The organism is Agromyces sp. NPDC058136 (assembly GCF_042884375.1).
Taxonomy (GTDB): domain Bacteria; phylum Actinomycetota; class Actinomycetes; order Actinomycetales; family Microbacteriaceae; genus Agromyces.
On sequence record NZ_JBHVUA010000001.1, the window covers coordinates 419675 to 441586 of the forward strand.

General features: G+C 70.8%; 22 protein-coding genes and 1 tRNA gene. 9 read left to right on the forward strand and 14 right to left on the reverse strand.

Annotated elements, in window-relative coordinates; genetic code table 11:
- Window positions 1-155 precede the first annotated feature (155 nt).
- The gene (locus ACFVTX_RS01935; RefSeq protein ID WP_386897564.1) at window positions 156-3260 is read left to right on the forward strand and encodes a M14 family zinc carboxypeptidase; all 3105 of its coding nucleotides are present in this window, start codon (window positions 156-158) and stop codon (window positions 3258-3260) included.
- 102 nt (window positions 3261-3362) lie between these two features.
- Here ACFVTX_RS01935 and ACFVTX_RS01940 read toward each other — a convergent pair whose 3' ends face one another.
- Together ACFVTX_RS01940 and ACFVTX_RS01945 are read right to left on the reverse strand one after the other, a co-directional pair.
- Window positions 3363-4844 carry a Na+/H+ antiporter NhaC family protein gene (locus ACFVTX_RS01940; RefSeq protein WP_386897566.1) on the reverse strand — a complete coding sequence of 494 codons (1482 nt, stop codon included), beginning with the start codon at window positions 4842-4844 and terminating at the stop codon, window positions 3363-3365.
- Between the two features lie 24 nt (window positions 4845-4868).
- Window positions 4869-6524, reverse strand: a complete 1656-nt coding sequence (locus ACFVTX_RS01945) for an amidohydrolase (RefSeq protein WP_386897568.1) — start codon at window positions 6522-6524, stop codon at window positions 4869-4871.
- A gap of 137 nt (window positions 6525-6661) precedes the next feature.
- Here ACFVTX_RS01945 and ACFVTX_RS01950 point away from each other — a divergent pair, with 137 nt between their 5' ends.
- On the forward strand, window positions 6662-7354 hold the full coding sequence (locus ACFVTX_RS01950; protein ID WP_386897570.1) for a TetR/AcrR family transcriptional regulator: 693 nt from the start codon (window positions 6662-6664) through the stop codon (window positions 7352-7354).
- A gap of 316 nt (window positions 7355-7670) precedes the next feature.
- Here the strand turns inward: ACFVTX_RS01950 and ACFVTX_RS01955 are convergent, their stop codons facing one another.
- The 3 genes from ACFVTX_RS01955 to prfB form a co-directional block, all read right to left on the reverse strand.
- The gene (locus tag ACFVTX_RS01955; protein WP_386897572.1) at window positions 7671-7928 is read right to left on the reverse strand and encodes a hypothetical protein; all 258 of its coding nucleotides are present in this window, start codon (window positions 7926-7928) and stop codon (window positions 7671-7673) included.
- Window positions 7929-8306: 378 nt separating this feature from the next.
- On the reverse strand, window positions 8307-8498 hold the full coding sequence (locus tag ACFVTX_RS01960; protein ID WP_386897574.1) for a hypothetical protein: 192 nt from the start codon (window positions 8496-8498) through the stop codon (window positions 8307-8309).
- Window positions 8499-8605: 107 nt separating this feature from the next.
- Window positions 8606-9715, reverse strand: coding sequence for a peptide chain release factor 2 (gene prfB, locus ACFVTX_RS01965; RefSeq protein ID WP_386897575.1), 1110 nt, complete (start codon window positions 9713-9715; stop codon window positions 8606-8608).
- Window positions 9716-9851: 136 nt separating this feature from the next.
- Here prfB and ACFVTX_RS01970 point away from each other — a divergent pair, with 136 nt between their 5' ends.
- Window positions 9852-11132 carry an MFS transporter gene (locus tag ACFVTX_RS01970; RefSeq protein WP_386897577.1) on the forward strand — a complete coding sequence of 427 codons (1281 nt, stop codon included), beginning with the start codon at window positions 9852-9854 and terminating at the stop codon, window positions 11130-11132.
- A 26-nt stretch (window positions 11133-11158) separates the two neighbouring features.
- On the opposite strand, the gene ACFVTX_RS01975 is transcribed toward ACFVTX_RS01970, so the two are convergent.
- The 9 genes from ACFVTX_RS01975 to ACFVTX_RS02015 all read right to left on the reverse strand — a co-directional run bounded on the left by ACFVTX_RS01975 (window position 11159) and on the right by ACFVTX_RS02015 (window position 16579).
- Complete coding sequence (locus ACFVTX_RS01975; protein WP_386897579.1) at window positions 11159-11482, reverse strand: hypothetical protein; 324 nt, start codon at window positions 11480-11482, stop codon at window positions 11159-11161.
- Window positions 11483-11541: 59 nt separating this feature from the next.
- Window positions 11542-11940, reverse strand: a complete 399-nt coding sequence (locus tag ACFVTX_RS01980; RefSeq protein WP_386897580.1) for a PPOX class F420-dependent oxidoreductase — start codon at window positions 11938-11940, stop codon at window positions 11542-11544.
- A gap of 76 nt (window positions 11941-12016) precedes the next feature.
- Window positions 12017-12415 (reverse strand): pilus assembly protein TadG-related protein, encoded by a 399-nt coding sequence (locus ACFVTX_RS01985; RefSeq protein WP_386897581.1) that lies wholly within the window; start codon window positions 12413-12415, stop codon window positions 12017-12019.
- A 77-nt stretch (window positions 12416-12492) separates the two neighbouring features.
- Window positions 12493-12990, reverse strand: a complete 498-nt coding sequence (locus ACFVTX_RS01990; protein ID WP_386897583.1) for a hypothetical protein — start codon at window positions 12988-12990, stop codon at window positions 12493-12495.
- Window positions 12965-13354, reverse strand: a complete 390-nt coding sequence (locus tag ACFVTX_RS01995) for a TadE/TadG family type IV pilus assembly protein (RefSeq protein WP_386898726.1) — start codon at window positions 13352-13354, stop codon at window positions 12965-12967. The genes ACFVTX_RS01990 and ACFVTX_RS01995 overlap by 26 nt, the downstream gene beginning before the upstream one ends.
- Window positions 13351-13536, reverse strand: coding sequence for a hypothetical protein (locus tag ACFVTX_RS02000; RefSeq protein WP_386897584.1), 186 nt, complete (start codon window positions 13534-13536; stop codon window positions 13351-13353). Before ACFVTX_RS02000 ends, ACFVTX_RS01995 begins: the two co-directional genes overlap by 4 nt.
- A gap of 24 nt (window positions 13537-13560) precedes the next feature.
- Entirely contained in the window at window positions 13561-14505 is a 945-nt protein-coding gene (locus ACFVTX_RS02005; protein ID WP_386897585.1) for a type II secretion system F family protein, read from the reverse strand.
- Window positions 14493-15353 carry a type II secretion system F family protein gene (locus ACFVTX_RS02010; protein WP_386897586.1) on the reverse strand — a complete coding sequence of 287 codons (861 nt, stop codon included), beginning with the start codon at window positions 15351-15353 and terminating at the stop codon, window positions 14493-14495. Before ACFVTX_RS02010 ends, ACFVTX_RS02005 begins: the two co-directional genes overlap by 13 nt.
- Entirely contained in the window at window positions 15350-16579 is a 1230-nt protein-coding gene (locus ACFVTX_RS02015; RefSeq protein ID WP_386897588.1) for a CpaF family protein, read from the reverse strand. Before ACFVTX_RS02015 ends, ACFVTX_RS02010 begins: the two co-directional genes overlap by 4 nt.
- Before the next feature lie 104 nt (window positions 16580-16683).
- Here ACFVTX_RS02015 and ACFVTX_RS02020 point away from each other — a divergent pair, with 104 nt between their 5' ends.
- From ACFVTX_RS02020 to ACFVTX_RS02045, 6 genes are all read left to right on the forward strand, one after another.
- On the forward strand, window positions 16684-17073 hold the full coding sequence (locus tag ACFVTX_RS02020; RefSeq protein ID WP_157424851.1) for a PadR family transcriptional regulator: 390 nt from the start codon (window positions 16684-16686) through the stop codon (window positions 17071-17073).
- Window positions 17070-18026, forward strand: a complete 957-nt coding sequence (locus ACFVTX_RS02025; protein WP_386897590.1) for a permease prefix domain 1-containing protein — start codon at window positions 17070-17072, stop codon at window positions 18024-18026. The genes ACFVTX_RS02020 and ACFVTX_RS02025 overlap by 4 nt, the downstream gene beginning before the upstream one ends.
- A 100-nt stretch (window positions 18027-18126) precedes the next feature.
- Window positions 18127-19461, forward strand: coding sequence for an acyltransferase (locus tag ACFVTX_RS02030; RefSeq protein WP_386897592.1), 1335 nt, complete (start codon window positions 18127-18129; stop codon window positions 19459-19461).
- A gap of 15 nt (window positions 19462-19476) precedes the next feature.
- Window positions 19477-19558, forward strand: a tRNA-Leu gene (locus ACFVTX_RS02035).
- Between the two features lie 145 nt (window positions 19559-19703).
- A complete protein-coding gene (locus ACFVTX_RS02040) occupies window positions 19704-20885 on the forward strand; it encodes a flavohemoglobin expression-modulating QEGLA motif protein (protein WP_386897594.1) in 1182 nt (393 codons plus the stop codon).
- Window positions 20882-21880, forward strand: coding sequence for a glutathione synthase (locus ACFVTX_RS02045; RefSeq protein ID WP_386897596.1), 999 nt, complete (start codon window positions 20882-20884; stop codon window positions 21878-21880). The genes ACFVTX_RS02040 and ACFVTX_RS02045 overlap by 4 nt, the downstream gene beginning before the upstream one ends.
- The last annotated feature ends 32 nt before the right edge of the window (window positions 21881-21912 follow it).

Sequence of the window (21912 nt, forward strand, 5' to 3'; positions counted from 1 at the left end):
GAACTCTCGACTCCCCCTTGACAGCCGATCGCGCCCGCAGCAGTCTTGCGCCTAGGGTCCGCAGAGCGCCAGAAGCGTGGCGAGACAGTGAACGAGCAACAACCTCGCCACCGACACCCGCTGGCTGCCGTCTTCGGCGGACCGGAGGAGTCGTCATGACCGCAATCCGCTCCACCATGCAACGAATCGCCATCGGGACGGTGGCTCTCGCCGTCGGCGCAGCGCTGCTCGCACCGATGAGCGCGAACGCCGCACCACCCGACGGTGACGCGCTCGACATGTACACCGCAGAGGTCGACGCCGCGCAGGCGGCCGAGCTCGCCGGCGCCGGCTACGACGTCGCCGCCACCACCGCCACCCCCGACGGCGTCGCGATGGACCTCATCCTCACCGAGGAGGAGGCGAAGGGTCTCGCGAAGCGCGGGGTCGACGTGAAGGTCAAGAAGGGCAAGGACGGCAAGTCCGCGCGCCAGCAGGCCGAGGCGCAGGCCGCGTCGGGCTACAACGTCTGGCGCTCATGGGACGAGAAGGGCGGGATCCGCGACGAGCTCTACCGGCTCGCGAAGCAGAACCCGCAGCTCGTCAAGCTCGTCGTGCTCGGCCACACCTACGAGGGGCGCGAGATCATCGCGCTGAAGCTCACCCAGGGCGCCCGCGGCATCGCCGACGGCAGCCGCCCGGCGGCCCTCTACAGCTCGACCCAGCACGCCCGCGAGTGGATCGGCACCGAGGTCAACCGGCGCCTGCTCAACTCGTACATCGACGCGTGGAGGGCGAACGACAAAGAAGTCAAGAACCTCCTGAAGTCGACCGAGCTGTGGTTCCTCGTCGTCGCCAACCCCGACGGCTACCAGTACACGTTCGACCACGAGCGACTCTGGCGCAAGAACCTGCGCGACAACGACGGCAACGGCGAGGTCAACCGCGGCGACGGCGTCGACCCGAACCGCAACTACGCCGAGCACTTCGGCTACGACGAAGAGGGTTCTTCGTCGCAGAGCGCGAGTGAGACGTACCGCGGACCGTCGGCGGCCTCCGAGCCCGAGACGCAGGCGATGATGGCGCTGTTCGACCGCGCCAAGCCCGAGTTCCAGGTCAACTACCACTCCTTCGGACAGTGGCTGCTCTACCCCGAGGGGTGGCAGATCGGCACGCCGAGCGCCGACGACCCGATCTACACCGCGCTGTCGGGCAACCTCGACGCACCCGCGGTCGACGACTTCGAGCCCGGCCTCTCCTCCGACGTGCTCTACGTGACGAACGGCGAGACGACCGACTTCGCCCACGTCTCGCACGGCACGCTCGCGTGGACGCCAGAGCTCGGCGAGGGCGACGGCGGCGGCGGATTCGTGTTCCCCGACGACGAGGCGCAGGTGCAGGCCGAGTTCGAACGCATCCTGCCGTTCTCGACCGACGTCGCGAAGTCGGCGAAGGACCCGGCGAACCCGGTGTCGCACCTCGGCAACACGACGAAGCCGTTCTACCTGCAGAGCGACGACGACTACAAGGTGGGGCTGCCGCAGGCGAACTTCACCTTCGACGTCTCCTACGGCGACCCGCAGGAGGTGCGCGTGCTCGCCAAGCGCAGCCTCGGCGACGTCACCGTGAAGTACTCCATCGACGGCGGCCCGACGCAGAGCGCACCGACCTCGGAGTGGGACGGCGGCGATCGCTACGGCGGCGGCACCGATGTGTACTACCGGGTGATGAGCGGCGTAGTGACGGGCACCGACCCCGGTGACACGGTGAAGGTCTGGTTCGAGGGCGGCGGTGCGACGAGCGACTCGTTCACGTACGAGGCCGTCTCCGAGTCGGGTGCCGACGTGCTCGTGCTCGCCGCGGAGGACTACAGCGGCGCCTCGCCGGTGCAGACCCCCGGGCCGCACTACCTCGACTCGTACACCGACGCGCTCGACGCGAACGGCACCTCGTACGACGTGTACGACGTCGACGCGCAGGGCCGTGTCGCGGCCGACGCGCTCGGCGTGCTCTCGCACTACGACGGGGTGATCTGGTACACGGGCGACGACATCGTCACCCGTGAGGCCGGATGGCCGGGCGGCAACGCCTCGCGCCTCGCGATGGACAACCTCCTGAACGTGCGCGACTTCATGAACGAGGGCGGCAAGGTGCTCTACACGGGCGACTGGGGGCCGGCGCAGTACACGCCCATCGTCGGCACGCAGCTCTTCGACCCGACGTCGGCGAATGCGCCGTGCACCACCGACCCGGCGATCGCGGCGCGCTGCAAGCCGATCGGCGGTTCGGGCGACTCGACGAACGACGTGCTGCAGTACTGGTTCGGCGGCTACGTGGCGGTCGGCGAGGGCGGTCTCGACGCCGACGGCAACGTGCTCGACGCGTTCGGCGTCGGCGAGCCGCTCGGCGGCCTCGCGTGGGGCTTCAACGGCGCCGACAGCGCCCAGAACCAGGACCACACGAACTCGTTCATCTCGACGAGCGGCGTGCTCGACCCCGCGACGTACCCGCAGTTCGCGAGTGCGGTGGCGGCGCGCTGGGATCGCGAGGGCGGACCGTTCGAGCCGCACACCGGCGAGTACTACGTGTACTCGCAGCTCGGCGACGTCTCGTACAAGCAGGTGAAGCGCACCATCGACGTTCCGGCGGGCGGGGCGACCCTCTCGTTCTGGACGTCGTACGACACCGAGGCGGACTGGGACTTCACGTTCGTCGAGGCGCACACCCCGGGCCAGGACGACTGGACGACCCTGCCCGACCTGAACGGCAACACCTCGCAGAACACCGGCGAGAGCTGCCTCTCGGGTTGGAACGAGCTGCACCCGCAGCTCGACCACTACCAGACGCTGAACGGCGGCGCGTGCAGCCCGACCGGTACGACCGGCGAGTGGAACGCGGCATCCGGCAACTCGGGTGGCTGGCAGGAGTGGGAGGTCGACCTCGGCGACTTCGCCGGCGGCCAGGTCGAGGTCTCGCTCTCGTACGCGAGCGACTGGTCGACGCAGGGTCTCGGCGTGTTCTTCGATGACATCGAGGTCTCGACGGGCGAAGGCTCGACCTCGTTCGAGTCGGACCTCGGCGGGTGGGAGCTCACGGGTCCGCCCGCGGGCAGCGCGCCCAACCCGAACACCTTCATCCGCACGACCGCTGGCGGGTTCCCCGAGGGCGCGGTCATCTCGACGCCGGGCTCGCTCCTCGCGGGCTTCGGCTTCGAGGGCATCACGGATGCCTCGGTGCGGGCCGACTGGATGGGCCGGGCGCTCGAGCACCTGCTCGACTGAGTCCGAGCCGCAGGAGACGGCGAACGGCCGGCAACCCTCGGGTTGCCGGCCGTTTCGCCGTTGCGCGGCTCGTTCGGCGTGCGGGCTGCGCCCGACGTGCGCTCAGATGCCGAGGAACCCGACGACGAGATAGCCGATGAGGCTCAGGGCCGCCGCGATGCCCGCGTACGGCAGGATCGCCGACATCAGGTTGAGCGGCTTGATGCCGATGGAGCGCGACGCGAGGATGATGCCGTCGCCGTAGAGGCACGTGGTCGAGCCGAGCGCGGCGCCCGAGAACACGGCGGCGCCGGCGATGATCGGGTTCACGTCCATCGCGAGCGCGAGCGGGATCACGATGGGGGTGATGACCGCGGCGAGGTCCCAGAAGGAGCCGGTCGCGTAGGCGTAGACGCCGCAGACGAGGAACACCATGGCGGGCAGGAGCGCGCCGATCATGACGGGCTCGGTCGAGGCGATGACGAAGTCGGCGAGCTTCAGGTCGATGTTCATGTGCTGCACCATGAACGCGAGCGCGGTGAGCACGATGACGAAGAGCATGCTGCCGACGCCGTCGAACGCCGCCTCGAAGACGGTCTTCACCTTGAGGCGCCGCTGCACCGTGTACATGACGATCGCGACGAGGAGCGCGGCGACGGTGCCCTTCAGCACGTCGACCTCGGTGAGGATCGTGACGGCGATCATGACCGCGATCGGCACGAGGAAGTTCCACGGGCGAGGCTTCGTGAGCTCGGGGGCGCGGGTCGCGACGGCGGCGGGTGCGGGTGCGGCTTCGACGGTCGGCGCCGCGACGGCACGGGCGCCCCCGTCGCCTGCGACGGCGAACTCGCCCACCTCGGCGTCGACGGGCAGGGCACCCTCGGCGGCGCGCTCCTCGTCGGTCGTGCCGAGGGGGAACACGTCGCCGGTCGCCTCGGCGCGCGCGAGGTCCTTCTTCAGCACGCCGAGCTTCGGGAAGACGCCGAACGCGACGAGGGCCGCGATCACGAGCGCGATCCAGCCGAAGAAGATGTACGGGATCGACTGCAGGTAGGCGCCGAAGCCCGAGCCGTTGGCCGTCACGCCCTGCGCCTCGAGGAGACCGGCGAAGAACAGCGCCCACGTCGAGAACGGCACGATGACGGCGATGGGGGCGGCCGTGAGCTTCATGATGGTGCCGAGCTCGGTGCGGGGCACCTTGTAGTTGTCGGTGACGGCCTTCATCGAGGTGCCGACGGTGAGCACGTTCAGGTAGTCGTCGACGAACAGCACGATCGCGAGCAGGAAGCTCAGCACGGTCGACTTGCGCCGGGAGTTGACGAAGCGCTCGGCCCACGCGGCGAACTCGCGCACGGCGCCCGAGCGCTCGAAGAGCGTGATCAGGATGCCGAAGAGCACGACGACGAGCATGAGCCACTGCAGCGTCTCGTCGGCCATGGCCGAGCCGAAGTAGCCGATCCAGGAGTCGAAGAAGCCCCAGCCGCCGAGCAGCACGGCACCGACGAGGGTGCCGCAGAGCATGGCGAAGAGGGTGCGTCGGGTGAGCACCGCGACGACGAGGATGATGACGACGGGGAGGAGCGCGAGCGCGCCGACGTCTTGCATGGTTGCCTCTGATTCGAAAAGGGGTCAGGCGGCGGATGCCGCGGTCAGGGGTCGCCCGTCGACGATCGTCGTCAGCACGGGGAGGTCGAGCAGTTCGTCCGCGCCGACGGCGAGCGGGCTGTCGGCCCACACGACGAGGTCGGCGCGGCACCCCGGCGCGATGACGCCGAGGTCGCGGTCGCCCTGGGCGAGCGCCGCCCACACGGTGTAGCCCTGTAGGGCCTCGTACGGCGTGAGCACCTGGTCGGGCTCGAACACCGGGGCATCCGGGTTGCCGGGTTCGCGGCGGAGCCGCGCCCAGGCGAGGCCGATGCGCGCGTCAGTCTGCGCCACTGGCCAGTCGGAGCCGAGCGCGACGGGCGCGCCGGCGTCGATCATGTCGCGCACGCGCCAGCCGAGCGCGGCGCGTTCGGGGCCGAGTCGCTCGGCCCAGAAGTCGGAGCCGTCGGCCTTGCGCCACTGCATGTGCAGCGGTTGCACCGAGGCGGTGATGCCGGACTGCGCGAGTCGGGCGAGGTCGCGGTCGGCGAGCAGCTCGAGGTGCTCGATGCGGTGCGGTGCGCCCTGCGCCGACTGCACGCCGGCCTTGAGGTAGGCGTCGATCGTCGTGCCGATGGCACGGTCGCCGATCGCGTGCGTCGCGATCTGGAATCCGGCCTCGCTGTAGCGGGCGACGACGCGCTCGAACTCGTCGGGGTCGGCCCAGAACGAGTGCAGGCCCTCGCCGTGGGTGTCGGGCTCGTAGAGCCAGCCGGTGCCGGTGTCGATGACGCCGTCGTTGAAGAGCTTCACGAGCCCGCCGCGCCAGCGGCGTCCGCGGCGGTCGCGCTGGGCGAGGTAGCGCTGGGTGCGCTCCTCGTCGTAGCCGGGGTTGTGCGCCATCGCCGAGACGATGCGCACGGGCAGCAGGCCCGGCGCCTCGGGGTCGTCGGATGCCCCGCCGTCGAGCTCCTCGAGGAGGTCGAGCGTTCCGGGGTTGCCGTCCATGATGCAGCCGCCCGTGATGCCCGAGGCGGTGAGCGTGCCGAGGATCTCGCGCACGCGCTCGAGCGTCTCCTCGCGGGTGTACTCGGGGGCGGTGCGGAGCACGATGTCGAAGGCCGAGTCCTCGCGGAGGGCCCCGGTCGGGCGGCCCTCGTCGTCGACGACGATCTCTGAGGTGTCGCCGAAGGTGCGGGCGCCCGTGATGCCCGAGCGCCGCAGCGCCTCGGTGTTCGCGAGCGCGGTGTGGCCGTCGAAGAAGAGGAGGAACGCGGGCGCGCCCGCGGTCGCGTCGTCGATCGCGGCGGCGGTCATGGGCAGCGCGGTGAACACGTCGTAGTCGATGTTCCAGCCGCGCACCCAGCCGCCTGCGGCGGCGCCCTGCACGCGAACGGCCTCGGCGCGGAGCATCCCGAGGAAGACCTCGGGGTCGCGCACTCCCCCGAAGTCGACGCCGACGGCCAGCTCGACGCCCTGGATGGGGTGCATGTGGGCGTCGATGAGGCCGGGCGTAACGGATGCCCCGTGGAGGTCCTCGACGACGGTGCGCGGACCGCGGAACTCGGCGAGGGTGGCGGCGTCGCCCACCGCGAGGATGCGTCCGGCGCGGATGGCGATCGCCTCCGCGACGGGCTGCCGGGGATTCATGGTGATCACCCGGGCACCCACGAGAATGGTGTCGGCGAAGCTGCGCTGCATGATGCTCGTTCCCGCGCCGTCGCCCTCGTTGGCCGGCTGCGCAATTTAACGTGATTAAATTCGGGCACACGTTACTCCGCGCGCGCCGCGCCGCAAAATCGACCCCCGAGCCGCGACCAACCCACCGAAGGAGCCAGGTGAGCCCGACCCCCGCGAAGCGCACCGCCGGACGCCCGCGCACCCCCGTGCTGAGCGCCGAGCAGATCGTCGACGCCGCGTTCACGCTCGCGAAGACGGCGGGCCCAGAGGGGTTCACGATGGCGGCGCTCGCCCGTTCGCTGTCGGTGCACCCGCCGGCGCTCTACCACTACTTCCGCGGCAAGGCCGATGTCGTGCGCGCGATGCGCGGCCGCGTCGCCGAGATGCTCGACGTCACCGGCTTCGACGACCCGGCGACGCGGCTCGACGACGCCGTGCTGCGCTGGGCGCACTCGTACCGCACCGCGTTCGCCGCGCACCCCGCCGGCATCGCCCTCCTCGCCACGACGGCGATCGACGGCCAGGAGCGCTCGGTGCTGAACTACGAGTCGATCACCCGGCGACTGCTCGCCGAGGGCTGGCCCTCGAGCGGCGTCATCGACGCGATCGTCGCGCTCGAGTCGTTCATCATCGGCTCGGCGCTCGACGCGCTGGCACCGGCCGACATCATGTCACCGGGCTCGGCCGCGGGCGTCGCGCCCGAGTTCAGCCGCGCCGAGGCGCGACGCAGCGTGCGGGCCGCGGCACGCGGCATCCGGCTGACCGACCGCTCATTCGAGATCGGACTGCTCGCCCTGCTGGCCGGGCTGCCCGCTTCGCTCGCGGCGGCCGACGAGGCCGAGCGGAGCTGACCGGGGCGCCCCTCCGGGACTCCTGGCCCGCTAGGCCTGCTCGCGGGTGGAGGCGATGGCGTCGTCGATCGCGGCGTCGTCGTACCCGGCCGCCCGGAGCGCGCTACGGCGAACGGCCGGCAACCCTCGGGTTGCCGGCCGTTTCGCCGTTACGCGGCTCGTTCGGCGTGCGGAGCTGCGCTCGACGCCCGCCCGGTCTCATCGTGGTCTGGCAGAAGTGTCCCGAGTCGTTCAACATCGCCCGCTCGGTTGAAGCAGTCAGCATGCAAACGGCCATCCCTGGTCGGGGATGGCCGTTTGCATCAGCGCGAACAACTCAGTAGTAGCCGAACGCGAACGAGCCCTGGTACTTCCCTGTCGGCGTTTTCGTACAGCCAGCGATGCTGGAGATCGTCGCGCCGCCACGCGAGTACTCACGCATGGTGTTCCAGAGCGCTGACTTGCATTCACTCAGCGTGCTCGCGGTGACAGACTTGTAGCTGAGCGCTTGCGCCGGAGCCGCAGTGGCAATGCCCGCGCCGGCGAGCAGCGCAAGCGCCAGGACGCCCGTGGTGAGTTGGTTCTTCAGCTTCATGTTTCCCCTGTTGTCTTGATCGGTCGATTCGTCCTATCGCAGCACACCAGCGTGCTCGAGGTCTATGGCTGCCGTCGTCCATGCCGGACTACATGGTGATCATATGCCCGCGAGGCTGTGGAACGCGTCCTGCAGCGCCTCCGACAGGGTCGGGTGCGTGTGCACGTTGCGGGCGAGTTCGAGGGCGCCGAGGTCCCACTTACTGGGCGAGGACTGGCAGGCCGTACCTGCCGCGGCAGAAGATCTTGAACTCGTCGACGCGACGGTGCTTCGCATTGCGCTCGAGCTCGTGCAGCTCATCACCGATATCCGGACGACGGAACCGGGCGAGGGGTCGCGGCGGTAGCGGACCTTGCGTCGCCGGTGACCTGCTGGCCGCTAGGCCTGCTCGCGGGTGGAGGCGATGGCGTCGTCGATCGCGGCGTCGTCGTACCCGGCCGCCCGGAGCGCACTGCGGAGCTCGGCCTCGTCGGCGTCCGCGAGGTCCTCGCCGTGTCGCTCGCGCGCGGCTCGGAGCACGCGGCCGACGTTGAAGCTGACGAACTCCGTCACCGGCTGGGTGAAGTCCACTGAGGTCTCCTTCGCGACCGTCGCCTGCGGGCGGACACCCTGCAGCGCTGGCCCAGAGCGTGGCAGCAGAACCCGGGAACCGGCTGTGACCGGTCAGCCGGCTGCGCTCAGTCGTCGTCCTTGCGCTTGCGCCACTTGATGCCGGCGGCGATGAGGCCGTCGAGGTCGCCGTCGAACACGATCGCCGGGTTGCCGACCTCGTAACCCGTGCGGAGGTCTTTCACGAGCTGCTGCCCGTAGAGGAAGTAGGAGCGCATCTGGTCGCCCCAGCTCGCCGTGATGGTGCCGGCGAGCTCCTTCTTCTGCGCCGCCTCCTCTTCGCGCTTCGCGAGCAGGAGTCGGGTCTGGAGGACGCGCATGGCGGCCGCGCGGTTCTGGATCTGCGACTTCTCGTTCTGCATCGACACGACGATGCCGGTCGGGATGTGCGTGATGCGCACCGCCGAGTCGGTCGTGTTGACCGACTGGCCGCCGGGGCCCGAGGAGCGGAAGACGTCGACGCGGATGTCGTTCTCGGGGATCTCGACCTCCTTCGCCTCCTCCATGATCGGGATGACCTCGACCGCGGCGAAGCTCGTCTGCCGCTTGTCGGCGCCGCCGAAGGGGCTGATGCGGGCGAGGCGGTGCGTGCCGGCCTCGACCGAGAGGGTGCCGTAGATGTAGGGGGCGTCGATCTCGAACGTCGCCGACTTGATGCCGGCGCCCTCGGCGTAGGAGGTGTCGAGCACCTTCACCGGGTAGTTGTGGCGCTCGGCCCAGCGCAGGTACATGCGCATGAGCATCTCGGCGAAGTCGGTGGCGTCGTCGCCGCCGGCACCCGAACGGATCGTGACGACCGCGCCGCGCTCGTCGTACTCGCCGTCGAGCAGGGTCTGCACCTCGAGGTCGCCGACCGTCTTCTGCAGGGCGGCGAGTTCGGTGCGCGCCTCGGCGGCCGAGTCCTCGTCCTCCATCTCGAGGGCGAGCTCGATGAGCACGTCGAGGTCGTCGAGACGGCGCTCGACGTCGGTGATGCGCTTGAGCTCGGCCTGGCGGTGGCTGAGCGCGCTCGTCACCTTCTGGGCGTTGGCCGTGTCGTCCCACAGGTCGGGGGCGCCGGCCTCCTCGGAGAGGCGGGCGATGTCGGCCTCGAGGGCCTCGACGTCGACGACGGCGCGGATGTCGTTGAAGGTGGCGCGGAGCGCGGAGATCTCGGGCGCAAGGTCAAGTTCGAGCATGGCGCCCCCCAGCCTAGTCGCGCCGCAGCCCATTCGCTGGTCGAGGAGCGCGCGACGAAGGAGCACACCCCGCTGGTCGAGGAGCGCGCGACGAAGGAGCACGCGTCTCGAGACCCCCGGGTGTACCGTCGAGACGATGACCACCGCCGCGCCCCCGTTCTCATGGCGCGGCATCATCCTCCCGGCCTACCTCCCGACGCTGCTGTTCTCGCTCGGCGAGGGCGCGATCATCCCCGTCATCCCCGTGGTCGCGACCGAGCGCGGCGCCTCGCTCGCCCTCGCGGGCCTCATCGCGGCGATGCTCATGGTCGGCGAGCTCGCGGGCGACCTGCCCGCCGGTTGGCTCGTGGCCCGCATCGGCGAACGGAACGCGATGATCGGGGCCGCCCTGCTCGCGGTGACCGGGGTGCTCGTCGCCCTCGCGTCCCCCACGAACTGGGCGCTCGGCATCGGGGTGTTCCTGCTCGGGCTCGCGACGGCGGTGTTCGGGCTCGCCCGCCACGCCTTCCTCACGAGCTACGTGCCCGAGCGCGTGCGCGCCCGCGCGCTCTCGACCCTCGCGGGCGTGTTCCGCGCGGGCTGGGCGATCGGCCCGTTCGTCGCCGCCACGATCATCGCCCTCGCCGGCAGCTCCGAGCCCGTGTTCTGGGTGCTCGTCGCGAGCTGCTTCGCCGTCGTCGTCGTGCTCGTGCTCCTGCCCGACCCCGAGCGGGTGTTCGGGGCGGCACGGCTCGCGCGCGAGGCATCGGCGTCGTCGGGCAACGAGGGCGCACTCGCCCTCGGCGAGGCGACCACCCGGGCGGATGCCACGGAGCACGGCGTGTTCCGTGCGATCGTCGTGCACCGGGCGGTGCTCGCGCGCATCGGCACCGGGGTCGGGCTGCTCGCCGCGATCCGCGCGAGCCGCACGATGATCCTGCCGCTGTGGGCGGTGTCGATCGGGGTGCCGCCCGAGCAGGCGGCGCTCGTGATCGGCGTCTCGGCGGCCGTCGACTTCGCCCTGTTCTACGTGAGCGGGCAGGTGATGGACCGGTTCGGGCGGCTGTGGAGCGCGATCCCCGGCATCACCGGGCTCGCGGTCGGGCACCTCGTGCTCGCGTTCACCCACGACGTGCCCTCCGCCGTCGCCTGGTTCACGGGCGTCGCCCTGCTGTTCGGGGTCGCGAACGGGCTGTCGAGCGGCGTCATCTTGACGCTCGGCGCCGATCTCGCGCCGAAGGCGAACCCGGCGCCGTTCCTCGGGGCGTACCGCACGATCGGCGACGCCGGGCAGGCGGTCGCGCCCCTCGTCGTCGCGGGCGTGACCTCGCTCGTGTCGATCATGGCGGCGGCCGCGACGATGGGCGTCGTCGGCCTCATCGGCGCGGCGATGCTGCTGCGCTGGGTGCCGCGGTATGTGCCGCGCAAGCGCCGCTGAGGCAGTGCGCCGCACGCGGTGCCGGGTCACCGCCCTTCGGGGTCGGTTTCCGAGTCCTCTTCGGCCTGGAGCGTTGCAAGCACGCTGAGCAGCAGGAAGCCGAGTCCGCCGACCGCGATGAGGCCGACCAGCCAGTTCGCTGCGCCAGCGACGGGCCCGAGCCCGTGGAATTGCACGCCGATGACGCTGAGCACGAGCCCGACGAGCGAGCCGGCCACGATCGTGAACGTGACCGCTCGGAACCAGCGTCGGCGCCGGATGCTCAGGTCGATCGAACGCTGCTCGAGCACCACGGTGATGAGCACGAGCGGGTAGACCGCGCTGAGCACCGCGCACGTGGCTTCGGTCATGTGCGCGAGCCTAGCGCCGGCGAGCGCATCGAGGTGCGTTCACCGGCGCCGGGCTGCGATCAGCGCCCGTTGACCTTCTCGAGCTGCATGACGAGGATGACCCGGTCGGCGCGGTCGTCGGGCGACTCGGTCTCGGGGTCGCCGTAGCGCTGGCCGAGCCGCACGTAGAAGTCGCCGTCGGGGTCGGGGATGACCTCGCTGAGGGTGCCGCGCACCTCGACGTACTTGTGCGCGTTCTCGGGGTCGGTCATCGCGAGCGTCATCGACGGGTTCTGCTGCAGGTTGCGGAACTTCGCACGCTTCGTCGTGTGCGTGAAGCGGATGGTCTGCGAGTCGGCGTCGAACTCGAACCACATCGGGTTGATCTGCACCTCGCCGTTCGGGCGGGTGGTGCCGAGGAAGGCGAACACGGGCGCGTGGAGGATGCGGGCGAAGTGGTCGTTGATCTCGATCGTCATGTCTTCAGTCAAGCAGTCGCGGGGCCCGCGCATTCCCGGTGGGGCATCGCGATCGCGTCGGCACGCGTGATTCGCCTCAGTGGAACACCGATCGTGCCGTCACCGTGACCTCGATCGGCACCTCGACGGGGATGAGCTCGGTGTCGATCGGCGCATTCCACACTGCTCGCAGGGTCACGGTCGCAGTGCGGCCGTCGAGTGCCTCGGCGTCGACGAGTTCGAGCCCGTCGAGCTGATGCACGGCGTCGTCGAGGTAGTCGTTCGCCGCCTGCGCGGCCTCGGCGTCATCGAGTTCGAAGGTGAACTCGTCGCCGTCGACGCGCACCTCGTCGAGGCCCCACGCCTCGGCCGCGGCGAGCGCGGCCCCGTCGGCGAGCGTGAACAGGCGCTTGCGCTCGAGATAGAGCGAGGTCGCCGACGCGACCACGAGGATGAGCGCGAGGGCGAGCACGCAGAAGAAGATCGTGAGGAGCATGGTCGACCCCTCATCGTCGGACCGGCGCCGCCGCAACGACGCGACACGCCGCCGGCATCCGGCAAGGAGCCACCCGGTCACGGCACGACCGCCGCGAAGCGCGAGACGGTCTGGGTCGCACTCGCCTCGAGCGGCACGCTCCCGACCCGATCGAGCGAGAGCACGTCGGGCACGAGCGGCAGCGCGATGCTCGCCCGCACCGAGACGCGGATGCGGCTGCCCGGCTGCGCGCAGTCGGCGGCCTGGCAGTCGAGGGTCACCGAGGCCGCCCCCGCGTCGACGCCGTAGTCGGCGAGCGCGACCTGCACCGAGCGTTGGACGGCGGCCTCAGCAGAGGCACGGTCGCCCGCCTGCACGGCGACGCGCGCCGCCTGCCGCGCCGCGCCCTCGACGGCGAGCGTGCCGCCCTGCAACCCCGAGAGCGCGAGCACGAGGTAGACGAGCGGCACGAGGAGCAGCATGCCCACGGTGAGGAACTCGAGCGACGCAGAGCCGCGTTCGCCGGTGTCAAGGTCGCGGTCGCCGTCGAGGTCGCGCTCGCCGTCGCGATCAGTCGAGTCGTTCGACCGCAGCATGACCGGTCACCTCCAGACCCTTGTCGACGCCGAGGAGCCCGACGATCGGCACCGTGGCACGCACCGTCACCGCCACGACCGGAACCCCGCCGACGGTCGTGCGCGCAGCGCTCACGTCGCGGGCGTACTCGGCCGAGATCGCTGTGCTGATGAGGTCGCGGGTGCGCTGCACCCCGTCGGCGTCGTCGGACCCGGCGAGCGCGGCGTACCGCGCACCCTCGGCGGCCGCGTCGAGCACGGTGTTGCGCACGTGGAGTGCGAGCCCGAGTTGCACGACCGCGAGCACGAGCGCCGTGAGCAGGATGCCGACGAGGGTGAACTCGGCGACCGCCGAGCCCTGTTCATCGGCGAGCAGCCGCCTCAGAACCCGAGCACCCGATCGATGGCCTGGTCGAAGACCTCGCTCAGCGCGGGCCCGGCGAGACCCCAGATGACGATCACCAGCCCGGCGGTCATGAGGGTGATGAGCACCCAACCCGGGACGTCGCCGCGCTCGTCGCGCAGCCGCAGCTGCACTCGTCGCCGTACCTCGTCGAGTCGTCGCATGGGGGTTCCTTTCGTCGTCGGGCATCAGAAGCCCGTCTGCAGCACGAGATATCCGGGGAAGAGAGCGAAGGCGATCGTCACCGGGAGGATGAGGAAGATGAGGGGAACGAGCATCGTGATCTCCTTGCGACCGGCGAGCTCGATGATCGTGCGCTTCGCCGCCTCGCGCGCGTCGCCCGCCTGGGAGCGCAGCACCGCGGCGAGCGGGGCACCGCGTTCCAACGCTCCGAGCACCTGATCGAGCGCCCGCGAGAGCGCAGCGTGGTCGACGCCGTCGCGGAGTTCGGCGAGGGCCGTCGCGAGCGGCACGCCGGTGCCGACGGTCGCGACGACGGCCGCGAACTCGCGCGGCAGTTCGCCGTTGCCGGCCGCGCCGACGCGGCGGAGCGCGTCGAGCATGCCCTCACCCGCCGTCAGGCTGAGCGTGAGGAACTCGAGCACCGTTGCGAGCTCCGAGGAGATGCGCGCGAGACGACGTCGCGCTGCGCGCTGCAGCATCCAGTCGCAGGCGACGGCGCCGAGCGCGGCCGCGATGAACGGAGCGGCCAGCCGGACGACGGTCGGCAGGCCGACCGCCCCCGGGGCGGCGATCGCGAGCGCGGCCCCGAGCGCGAAGCCGACCGCCGCCCAGGCCAACTGTTCGCCCCTGAACCGTTCGACGCTCTTGGCCGACCCCGCCTGCCTCAAGCGCTTCGCAACGATCTCGTTGCCGCCGAGCCACGCCGCCATGACCCCGCGCAACCAGTGCAATGCGGGTGCGACGATCGCACCGAGCACCGGGCTCGGGTCGGCGGGCCGCCGTGCGAGGATCGCGCGCGCCTCGGCCAAGAGGTCGGCGACGTACGGCGCGACGCGTTCGTCGAGCTTCGGTCGCCCGATGCGCGGGACCGCCGAGAGCATCAGCCACAGCCCGAGCCCGGCGAGCACGCCGAAGACGAGGCTCAGTGCGGTTGCATTCAGTTGAACCATCGGCGCTCCTCGGGCAGTCGACCGAGCGCGATCATGCTGCGGTAGGCGATGAGGGTGACTCCCAGGCCGACGAGGACGAGCGCGGCACCGGCCGGCGAGTCGTAGGCGACGATCGCCTCGTGCCGGGAGGCGAGCACGACGAGCAGCAGCCACGGCGCGGCGACGCCGAGACGGGCGGCGTTGCGGATCCACGATTGCCGGGCGACGATCTCGGCACGGAGCGCCGCGTCTTCGCGCAGATACCCCGACAGACCGCGCAGCACCGCCGTCACGTCGCTGCCGCCGACCTCGCGCGCCATGCGCAGCGTTTCGATGATGCGGTCGGCGACCGGATCGGCGAGCTCGGCCTTCAGCGTGTCGAGGCAGGCGGAGAAATTGCCGGTGCGCCGGTACTCGCGTTCGAACGCGGCGAAGGCGGCGCGGGTCGGAGCCGGGCCGAGCTCGGCGAGCGCGCCGACGCTCTCGGGCAGCGACATGCCGGCCCGCACCGAGGCGACGAGGTGGTCGACGACGTCGGGCCAGACCGCACGATTCGCCGCGCGGCGCCGCGCGGCCCGACCACGCACGACGAACGGGACGAGCAACGCCCCGAGCACGGCGCCGATCGCGGTGAGGAAGGGGATGGCGAAGACCGCGTGCACGATGGCTCCGCCCACGGCGGACAGCATCAGGCAGACCGCGACGACCACGGGCATCGGCACACCCCCGAGGCCCGCGAGTGCGAGCTCGCCGCGCACCGTCTCGAGCGCCGGCGAGGAGGGCCGCGACTCGCCGCGCTGAGGCCAGAGAAAGGGCGCCGCGACGAGCAGCAGGCCGAGCCCGAGGGCGGCGCCCAGCACGAGACTCATCGGGGACCCCCGAGCACATGCTCGGGATCGAATCCGCGGTCGCGGTACTTCTCGAGGCGGGCCGGCCGCTGCCCGGTCGCGACGAGCTCTCCGTCGCGGCGCGAGAAGATCACGTCGGCCTCGACGTCGGCCCCGGAGCATCCGCCGGTCGGGGCGAGGATCTCGGCGACGCGACGCCGCCCCTCGCGATCGATGGTGAGGTGCACGACGAGGTCGATGCAGCTCGCGACCGTCGGCACGACGAAGGAGGCGTCGATGTTGCGGCCCGCGAGCAGTGGCAGGGTGCAGAGCTTCACAAGCGCGTCGCGGCCTGTGTTCGCGTGGATCGTGCACATGCCCGGCAGGCCCGAGTTGAGCGCGATGAGCAGATCGAGGCTCTCGGCTTCGCGCACCTCGCCGACGATCAGCCGGTCGGGCCGCATGCGTAGGGCCTCTTTGATGAGGCGTCGCAGGGTGATCTCGCCGCTGCCCTCGAGATTCGGCTGGCGGCACTGCAGCGCGACGAGGTCGCGCACGTCGAGGTCGAGCTCGAAGGTCTCCTCGACCGTGACGACGCGGTCGCCGACGCGAGCGCTCGACATGAGCGCGTTGAGCATCGTCGTCTTGCCGGTGTGCGTCGCCCCCGAGACGAGGATGTTCGCGCCCGCGAGCACCGACATGCGGAGGAACTCGGCCGCCTGCACGGTGAGCGAGTCGAGCTCGACGAGCGAGTGGAGCGAACGGATGCGCCGCTGGAACTTGCGCACGTTCACGGCCCAGTGCGAGCGCGCGACGTCTGGGATGGCGACGTGCAGCCGCGAACCGTCGGGCAGGGACGCGTCGACGAACGGGGAGCTGAGATCGACGCGGCGCCCGGTGTGCGCGAGCATGCGCTCGACGAGTTCGCGCACCTCGCGGTCGCTCAGCACCACGGTCGTCAGTTCGGCGACGCCGCCGCGGGCGACGAACACGCGCGTCGGCCCGTTGATCCAGATCTCCTCGATCTCCTCGTCGTCGAAGAACGGCTGCAGTGGGCCGTACCCGGTGAGCGAGGCGACGACCTCGCGGGCGGTGCCGTGCTCGTCGCCGAGACCGGCGTGCGCACCTCCGAGCGCCCGCTCGCTGTAGCGGCGAACCTCGTCGTGCGCATAGCGGGCGGCGAGCTCGCCGTCGGCCGCGAGGTCGACGCCGTCGCGCAGCACTCGGGTGCGCACGCGCTCGGCGATGGTGCGGACGGCGTCGGACATGGCTCCCATCATGGAGCGGGTCGGATGTCTCGACGCGAAGTTATCCACAGCACGCACCAGATCGATTGTTCACATTAGGTACTTGATCTGTTACAGTACTCAACATGATCCAAGATTCAGCGGCATCCGGCGACGCCTTCGCGGCCGACCTGCTGCGCGGGCACACCGACACGATCGTGCTCGGCGTGCTGCGCGAGCACGACAGCTACGGCTTCGAGATCTACAAGCACATCCGCGACGCGACGGGCGGGGGCTACGAGATCAAAGAGGCCACCCTCTACGCCAGCTACCGCCGGCTCGTGCGCGACGGCCTCGCCGAGGCCTACTGGGGCGACGAGTCGCAGGGCGGCCGCCGCAAGTACTACCGCATCACCGACGCGGGCCGCGCCGCCTTCCGCCAGAACGTGGCGAGCTGGGTCGCGACCCGCACCATCATCGACTCCCTGCTCGGCAGCCAACCGGCGCCGGCGAACACGAAAGGCTCCCTGCGATGAGCGACAACCGCAGCCCCCGCACCTCGACCGAGGTGCACCGCCTCCTCGATGAGGCCTTCGCGGGCATCGACCCCACCCCCGAGGCGCAAGACCTGAAAGAGGAGATCCGAGACAACCTGCTCTCGCGGGTCGCCGAGCTCGAAGTCGCCGGCGCCTCCCCCGCCGAGGCGGCCCGCCGCGCCGTCGACGAGCTCGGCGACGTGCGCGAGCTCGTCGCCGCGGCGACGGGCGACACGGATGCCACGGAGCATGCCCCTGCGCCGCGCAGCACCCGGCCCGTGGCATCCGCCGCCGAACTCGCCGAACGCAACCGGGTGCGACCGAAGCCCGCCTTCGTGGTGCGCACCGTGGTGCTCGCGATCGTGGCAGCCGCCGCCCTCGTCGCCCTCGTGCTCGGGCTCACGCCCGTGCTGCCGCTCGCCACCGGGGCGCTCATCGCGATCGCCGCGGTGCTCGGCCTCGCGATCGGGGTGATCACGGGCGACGCGCTCCACCAGGAGACGACGACGAACTTCCCGCTGCCGGTCGGCCGGGCCGTGCTCTTCGGCACCGCCACGGGCCTGCTCCTCGCGGGCCTCGGCTTCGCCGCCGTCGTCGCGGTGCGGCTCGACCTCGTGTGGCTCGTGCTCGCCGCGGTGCTCGTGATCGTCGCGATCGCCGTGCTCAGCGCGCTCGGCGCCACCCAGACCAACCGGCACAAGCCCTGGGTGGTCGCCATGCACCGCGACGCCGCCCGGGCGGGCAACCGATTCGAGGAGGACCCGGCCGCCGCCGCCCGCTTCGGCATCTACTCGGCCGTGATCTGGCTCACCGCCTTCGCACTCGTGCCGGTGCTCGGCTTCACCGTGGGCTGGTGGTGGGCGCCGCTGCCGGTCGTCGGCGCCTTCATCGCCATGATGCTCGTGCTCGCCCGCATGCTCTTCGGCCACGAGTCGTCGCGCTCCACGAACTGAGCGACGCGACACGCGCACGGCGCCCCTCCGCAGAACCGTGGAGGGGCGCCGTGCGCGTTGCTAGGCTCGGCACACCCGAACCGCTCGTACCCGGAGAACCATGACCGCAGAGCCGCGATCGACGCCCTCGGCGCCCGAACCAGCACCCACGACCGCACCCGCTGCCGCGGTCGAGCCCGGGCTTGCCGCCGCCCTCGCCTCACGCGACCTCGTCGTCGACCTCGCGAGGGTCGCGTGCATCCTGCTCGTCGTCGTCATCCACCTGCTCATGATCGGTGTCGGCTACGCGCCCGACGGATCGCTCGTCGTCTCACGCCCCCTCGAGGCGCAGCCGTGGTTCGCCGCGGCGACCTGGTTCGGGCAGATCATGCCGCTCTTCTTCGCCGTCGGCGGGTTCACCGCCCTCGCCGCGTGGCGCAGCCTCGCCAGGCGGGGCGGCGACGCGACCGCGTTCGTGCGCGGACGGGTGCTGCGCCTCGCCGGGCCCGCGCTGCCGCTCTTCGTCTTCTTCTCGGTCGTGCTCTGCGTCGCGACGCTGATCGGCGTCGACCCGGCGCTCCTCGACACGATCGCGACGGGCGCGGGGTCGCCGCTCTGGTTCCTCGCGGCGTTCCTCATCGCGCAGTGCGCGGTGCCGTGGATGTCACGGCTGCACGAGCAGGCCCCGCGCATGACGCTCGCGGTGCTCGCCGTCGGGGCCGTCGTCGTCGACGTCGTGCGCATCGCGACGGGCATCGCCGAGATCGGCCTCGCGAACCTCTTCTTCATCTGGCTCTTCGTGCAGCAGCTCGGGTTCTGGTACTCCGACGGATGGTTCCGGCGTCGGCGCCCGGTCACGCTGGTCGGACTCGCCGCCGTGGCGTACCTCGTGATCTGGCCGCTCGTCGCGATGGGCTGGTACTCCCCCGACATGCTCGTGAACCTCAACCCGCCGACCGTGCCGCTCATGTTGCTCGGCATCGCGCAGATCAGCCTGATGAGCGCCCTCCACCGCCCGCTCAGCGCGCTCATGCGTCGCCGCCCGGCGCAGGCGGTCGTTCATCTCGTCGGCAGCCGCGCGATGACGGTCTACCTCTGGCACCTGCCCGTGATCATCATCGTCGAGGGCCTCTCGCTCCTCATCCCCGGCGCGGCACCCGAACCCGGCAGCGCCGGATGGTGGGTGAGCAGGCCCCTCGCGCTCATCGTCGTGCTCGGCATCGTCTTCGCGATCGCGCCGCTCCTCGTGCGCTTCGAGCGCCTGCCGACCGCGATCCCCGCAGGGTTCCGTGCGCCATCGCCGGTGGCGACGGCATCCGCCGCCGTACTCGCGATCGTGCCGCCCTTCCTCGTGATGCAGTGGTTCCTCGATCTGCCGATCGCCCTCGTCGGCACGGCGTCGCTCGTCGTGGTGCTCCTGCTGCTCCGGCCACGGCGCGCGGCGCCGCGCGCATAGACTGTTCGGGCACTCGCGGGAGTGGTGAAATCGGCAGACACGCAGGATTTAGGTTCCTGTGCCTTCGGGCGTGAGGGTTCAAGTCCCTCCTTCCGCACGACGACGCAGCAGGGGCCTCGACCTCCCCGGAGACCCGAGGACGTCGAGGCCCGTCCTCGGCCCTCTGGACGAGATCCCCACACGAAGCCGGGGCCTGAGTCAAGGGGTGGGCCGGCCCGCACACGCGTGGGTATGTTGATGAGATGTCCTCAGCTACCGAGCAGCTGGCGCCCACGCTCGACATCGACGCCAGGCTCACCGAGATCGAGCGCCGCGTCGACCTGCTCGTCAACGTCACGCCGGTCAACGCGGCAGAGGCGTGGACTGACTTCGAACGGAGCGACTTCGGCACGGCTCCGACGCTGCGGCTGCGTCCGCTGGACTTCGACCCCGACCTGACGCAACGCGAGCTCTACGACCTCGAGGTCGAGAACGTGGACGACCCGGCGCTGCACACGCTCTTCAGGGCGAAGCGGGACGAGATCGCCCGCCAGATCACCGCACTCGAGGACCGCGACACGTCGCGGTTCCTGTACGGATCGCTCCAGCTCTACGGAACGGTGAACCCTCCGCTGGCCGCGGCGGCGGAGGAACTGCTCGAGACCATTCCCCCGCAGGCGCCCAGCACCCAGACCGTCACCGCCGGGGCGTTCGCCGACGCAGCCCGCGCGGAGTTCGGGCGCTACCGCGCCGCGTACCCGGAGTTCCCGGTCCGCGTCGAGGTCCGCGACGACATCTCCGAGCTGATGGTGTCGTTCGGCCGCCTGCTCATCCCCGAGTCCGCCGCCTTCCGAGCCGACCGGGTCGAGCCGTTGCTGCACCACGAGGTCGGCACCCACGTGGTCACCTATCAGAACGGCGCCCGGCAGCCGTTGACGCTGCTGACCATCGGCCTGCCCGGCTACGACGAGACCCAGGAGGGCCTCGCCGTGCTCGCCGAGTACCTGACCGGCGGATTGGACCCGCGGCGGCTGCGCGTGCTCGCGGCACGAGTCGTCGCGGTCGGCAAGATGCTCGACGGTGCCGGATTCCTCGACATCTTCGAATCGCTGAGGACCGACCACCGCATCCCGGCACGGACGGCATGGTCCATCGCCATCCGGGTCGTCGTCGGCGGCGGTTCGGTGAAGGACGCGATCTACCTCCGCGGGATCACGCGCATCCTCGAGGCACTCGCCGAGGGCCGCCGCCTCGAGGTCCTGCTCGTCGGCAAGCTCGCGTTGGACCACATCTCCCTCGTGCAGGACCTGCTCGACCGCGAGGTGCTCCACCCGCCGTGGATCCGGCCGCGCTGGCTGGACGTGCCCGGCGCGCACGAACGCCTGGAGCGGTTGCGCGCGGGCGCGACGGTCACCGACCTCTACGAAGGAGACGTCGCAGCATGAAGCTCGCATTCCTCGTCAACGACGTCGACACCGAGATCGACGAGTACACGACCACTCGACTCGCGAGGGCCGCGGCGAGGGTCGGTCACGAGACCTGGTACGTCGGCGTCGGGGACGTCGAGCACGGCAGCAACGACGGGCTGTTCGGGGCCACGGCTCGCGCCGCGAAGTGGAGGCGCGATGACACCCTCGCGAGCTTCATGGAGCGGATCAAGGCGCGCGACATCGAGCGGATCGTCTTGGACGAGCTGGATGCGCTCGTCCTGCGCAACGAGTCGATCGACGACCTGCAGGAGCGCCCATGGGCCAGCCCGATGGGCGTGGTGTTCGGACAGATGCTCGCGGCCCGCGGTGTGACGGTGGTCAACGATCCGGACACCCTCCATCGGGCGACCAGCAAGCTCTACCTGGAGGAGTTCCCCGAGCAGATCCGCCCACGGTCGCTCGTGACGCGAGATCCGGAGGCGATCGAACGGTTCGTCGACGAGGTCGGGCACTGCGTCGTCAAACCGCTGTACGGGGCCAAGGGCCGCAACGTCTTCATGATCGACGGCCCCGGAGAGACCAACCTCGCGCAGATGACGGAGGCGGTGCTGCAGGACGGCTACGCCATCATCCAGGAGTTCATCGACGGAGCCAAGGACGGCGATGCCCGGATCTTCCTCATGGACGGCCGCATCCTCGAGCGCGACGGCAGGCCGGCCGCCTTCCGACGCGTGCCGACCGGCAACGACCCGCGCGCCAACATCAGCACCGGCGGCCGGTCGGTGCCCCTCGAGGTCGGCGAGGCCGAGCTCGGCATCGTCGAGGCGATGGGCGACAAGCTCGTCGCCGACGGCATGTTCCTCGTGGGCATCGACGTGATCGGCAGCCAGGTGGTGGAGATCAACGCGGAGAGCCCGGGCGGGTTCCAGAGCGTTGAGCGGCTCTACGACATCGACGTCGCCGAGACCGTCATCGAAGCGCTCGAGCACCGCGCGAGCCCGAGACCCTGAGTCGGAACCCGCGATATCGGCCGACCGCAGCC

Bases quoted from the DNA above. Each gene is read 5' to 3' on its own strand.
- ACFVTX_RS01935 (WP_386897564.1), top strand. From the start codon at position 156: ATGACCGCAATCCGCTCCACCATGCAACGAATCGCCATCGGGACGGTG.
- ACFVTX_RS01940 (WP_386897566.1), bottom strand. From the start codon at position 4,844: ATGCAAGACGTCGGCGCGCTCGCGCTCCTCCCCGTCGTCATCATCCTC.
- ACFVTX_RS01945 (WP_386897568.1), bottom strand. From the start codon at position 6,524: ATGCAGCGCAGCTTCGCCGACACCATTCTCGTGGGTGCCCGGGTGATC.
- ACFVTX_RS01955 (WP_386897572.1), bottom strand. From the start codon at position 7,928: ATGAAGCTGAAGAACCAACTCACCACGGGCGTCCTGGCGCTTGCGCTG.
- prfB (WP_386897575.1), bottom strand. From the start codon at position 9,715: ATGCTCGAACTTGACCTTGCGCCCGAGATCTCCGCGCTCCGCGCCACC.
- ACFVTX_RS01970 (WP_386897577.1), top strand. From the start codon at position 9,852: ATGACCACCGCCGCGCCCCCGTTCTCATGGCGCGGCATCATCCTCCCG.
- ACFVTX_RS01975 (WP_386897579.1), bottom strand. From the start codon at position 11,482: ATGACCGAAGCCACGTGCGCGGTGCTCAGCGCGGTCTACCCGCTCGTG.
- ACFVTX_RS01980 (WP_386897580.1), bottom strand. From the start codon at position 11,940: ATGACGATCGAGATCAACGACCACTTCGCCCGCATCCTCCACGCGCCC.
- ACFVTX_RS01985 (WP_386897581.1), bottom strand. From the start codon at position 12,415: ATGCTCCTCACGATCTTCTTCTGCGTGCTCGCCCTCGCGCTCATCCTC.
- ACFVTX_RS01990 (WP_386897583.1), bottom strand. From the start codon at position 12,990: ATGCTGCGGTCGAACGACTCGACTGATCGCGACGGCGAGCGCGACCTC.
- ACFVTX_RS02000 (WP_386897584.1), bottom strand. From the start codon at position 13,536: ATGCGACGACTCGACGAGGTACGGCGACGAGTGCAGCTGCGGCTGCGC.
- ACFVTX_RS02005 (WP_386897585.1), bottom strand. From the start codon at position 14,505: ATGGTTCAACTGAATGCAACCGCACTGAGCCTCGTCTTCGGCGTGCTC.
- ACFVTX_RS02010 (WP_386897586.1), bottom strand. From the start codon at position 15,353: ATGAGTCTCGTGCTGGGCGCCGCCCTCGGGCTCGGCCTGCTGCTCGTC.
- ACFVTX_RS02015 (WP_386897588.1), bottom strand. From the start codon at position 16,579: ATGTCCGACGCCGTCCGCACCATCGCCGAGCGCGTGCGCACCCGAGTG.
- ACFVTX_RS02020 (WP_157424851.1), top strand. From the start codon at position 16,684: ATGATCCAAGATTCAGCGGCATCCGGCGACGCCTTCGCGGCCGACCTG.
- ACFVTX_RS02025 (WP_386897590.1), top strand. From the start codon at position 17,070: ATGAGCGACAACCGCAGCCCCCGCACCTCGACCGAGGTGCACCGCCTC.
- ACFVTX_RS02030 (WP_386897592.1), top strand. From the start codon at position 18,127: ATGACCGCAGAGCCGCGATCGACGCCCTCGGCGCCCGAACCAGCACCC.
- ACFVTX_RS02040 (WP_386897594.1), top strand. From the start codon at position 19,704: ATGTCCTCAGCTACCGAGCAGCTGGCGCCCACGCTCGACATCGACGCC.
- ACFVTX_RS02045 (WP_386897596.1), top strand. From the start codon at position 20,882: ATGAAGCTCGCATTCCTCGTCAACGACGTCGACACCGAGATCGACGAG.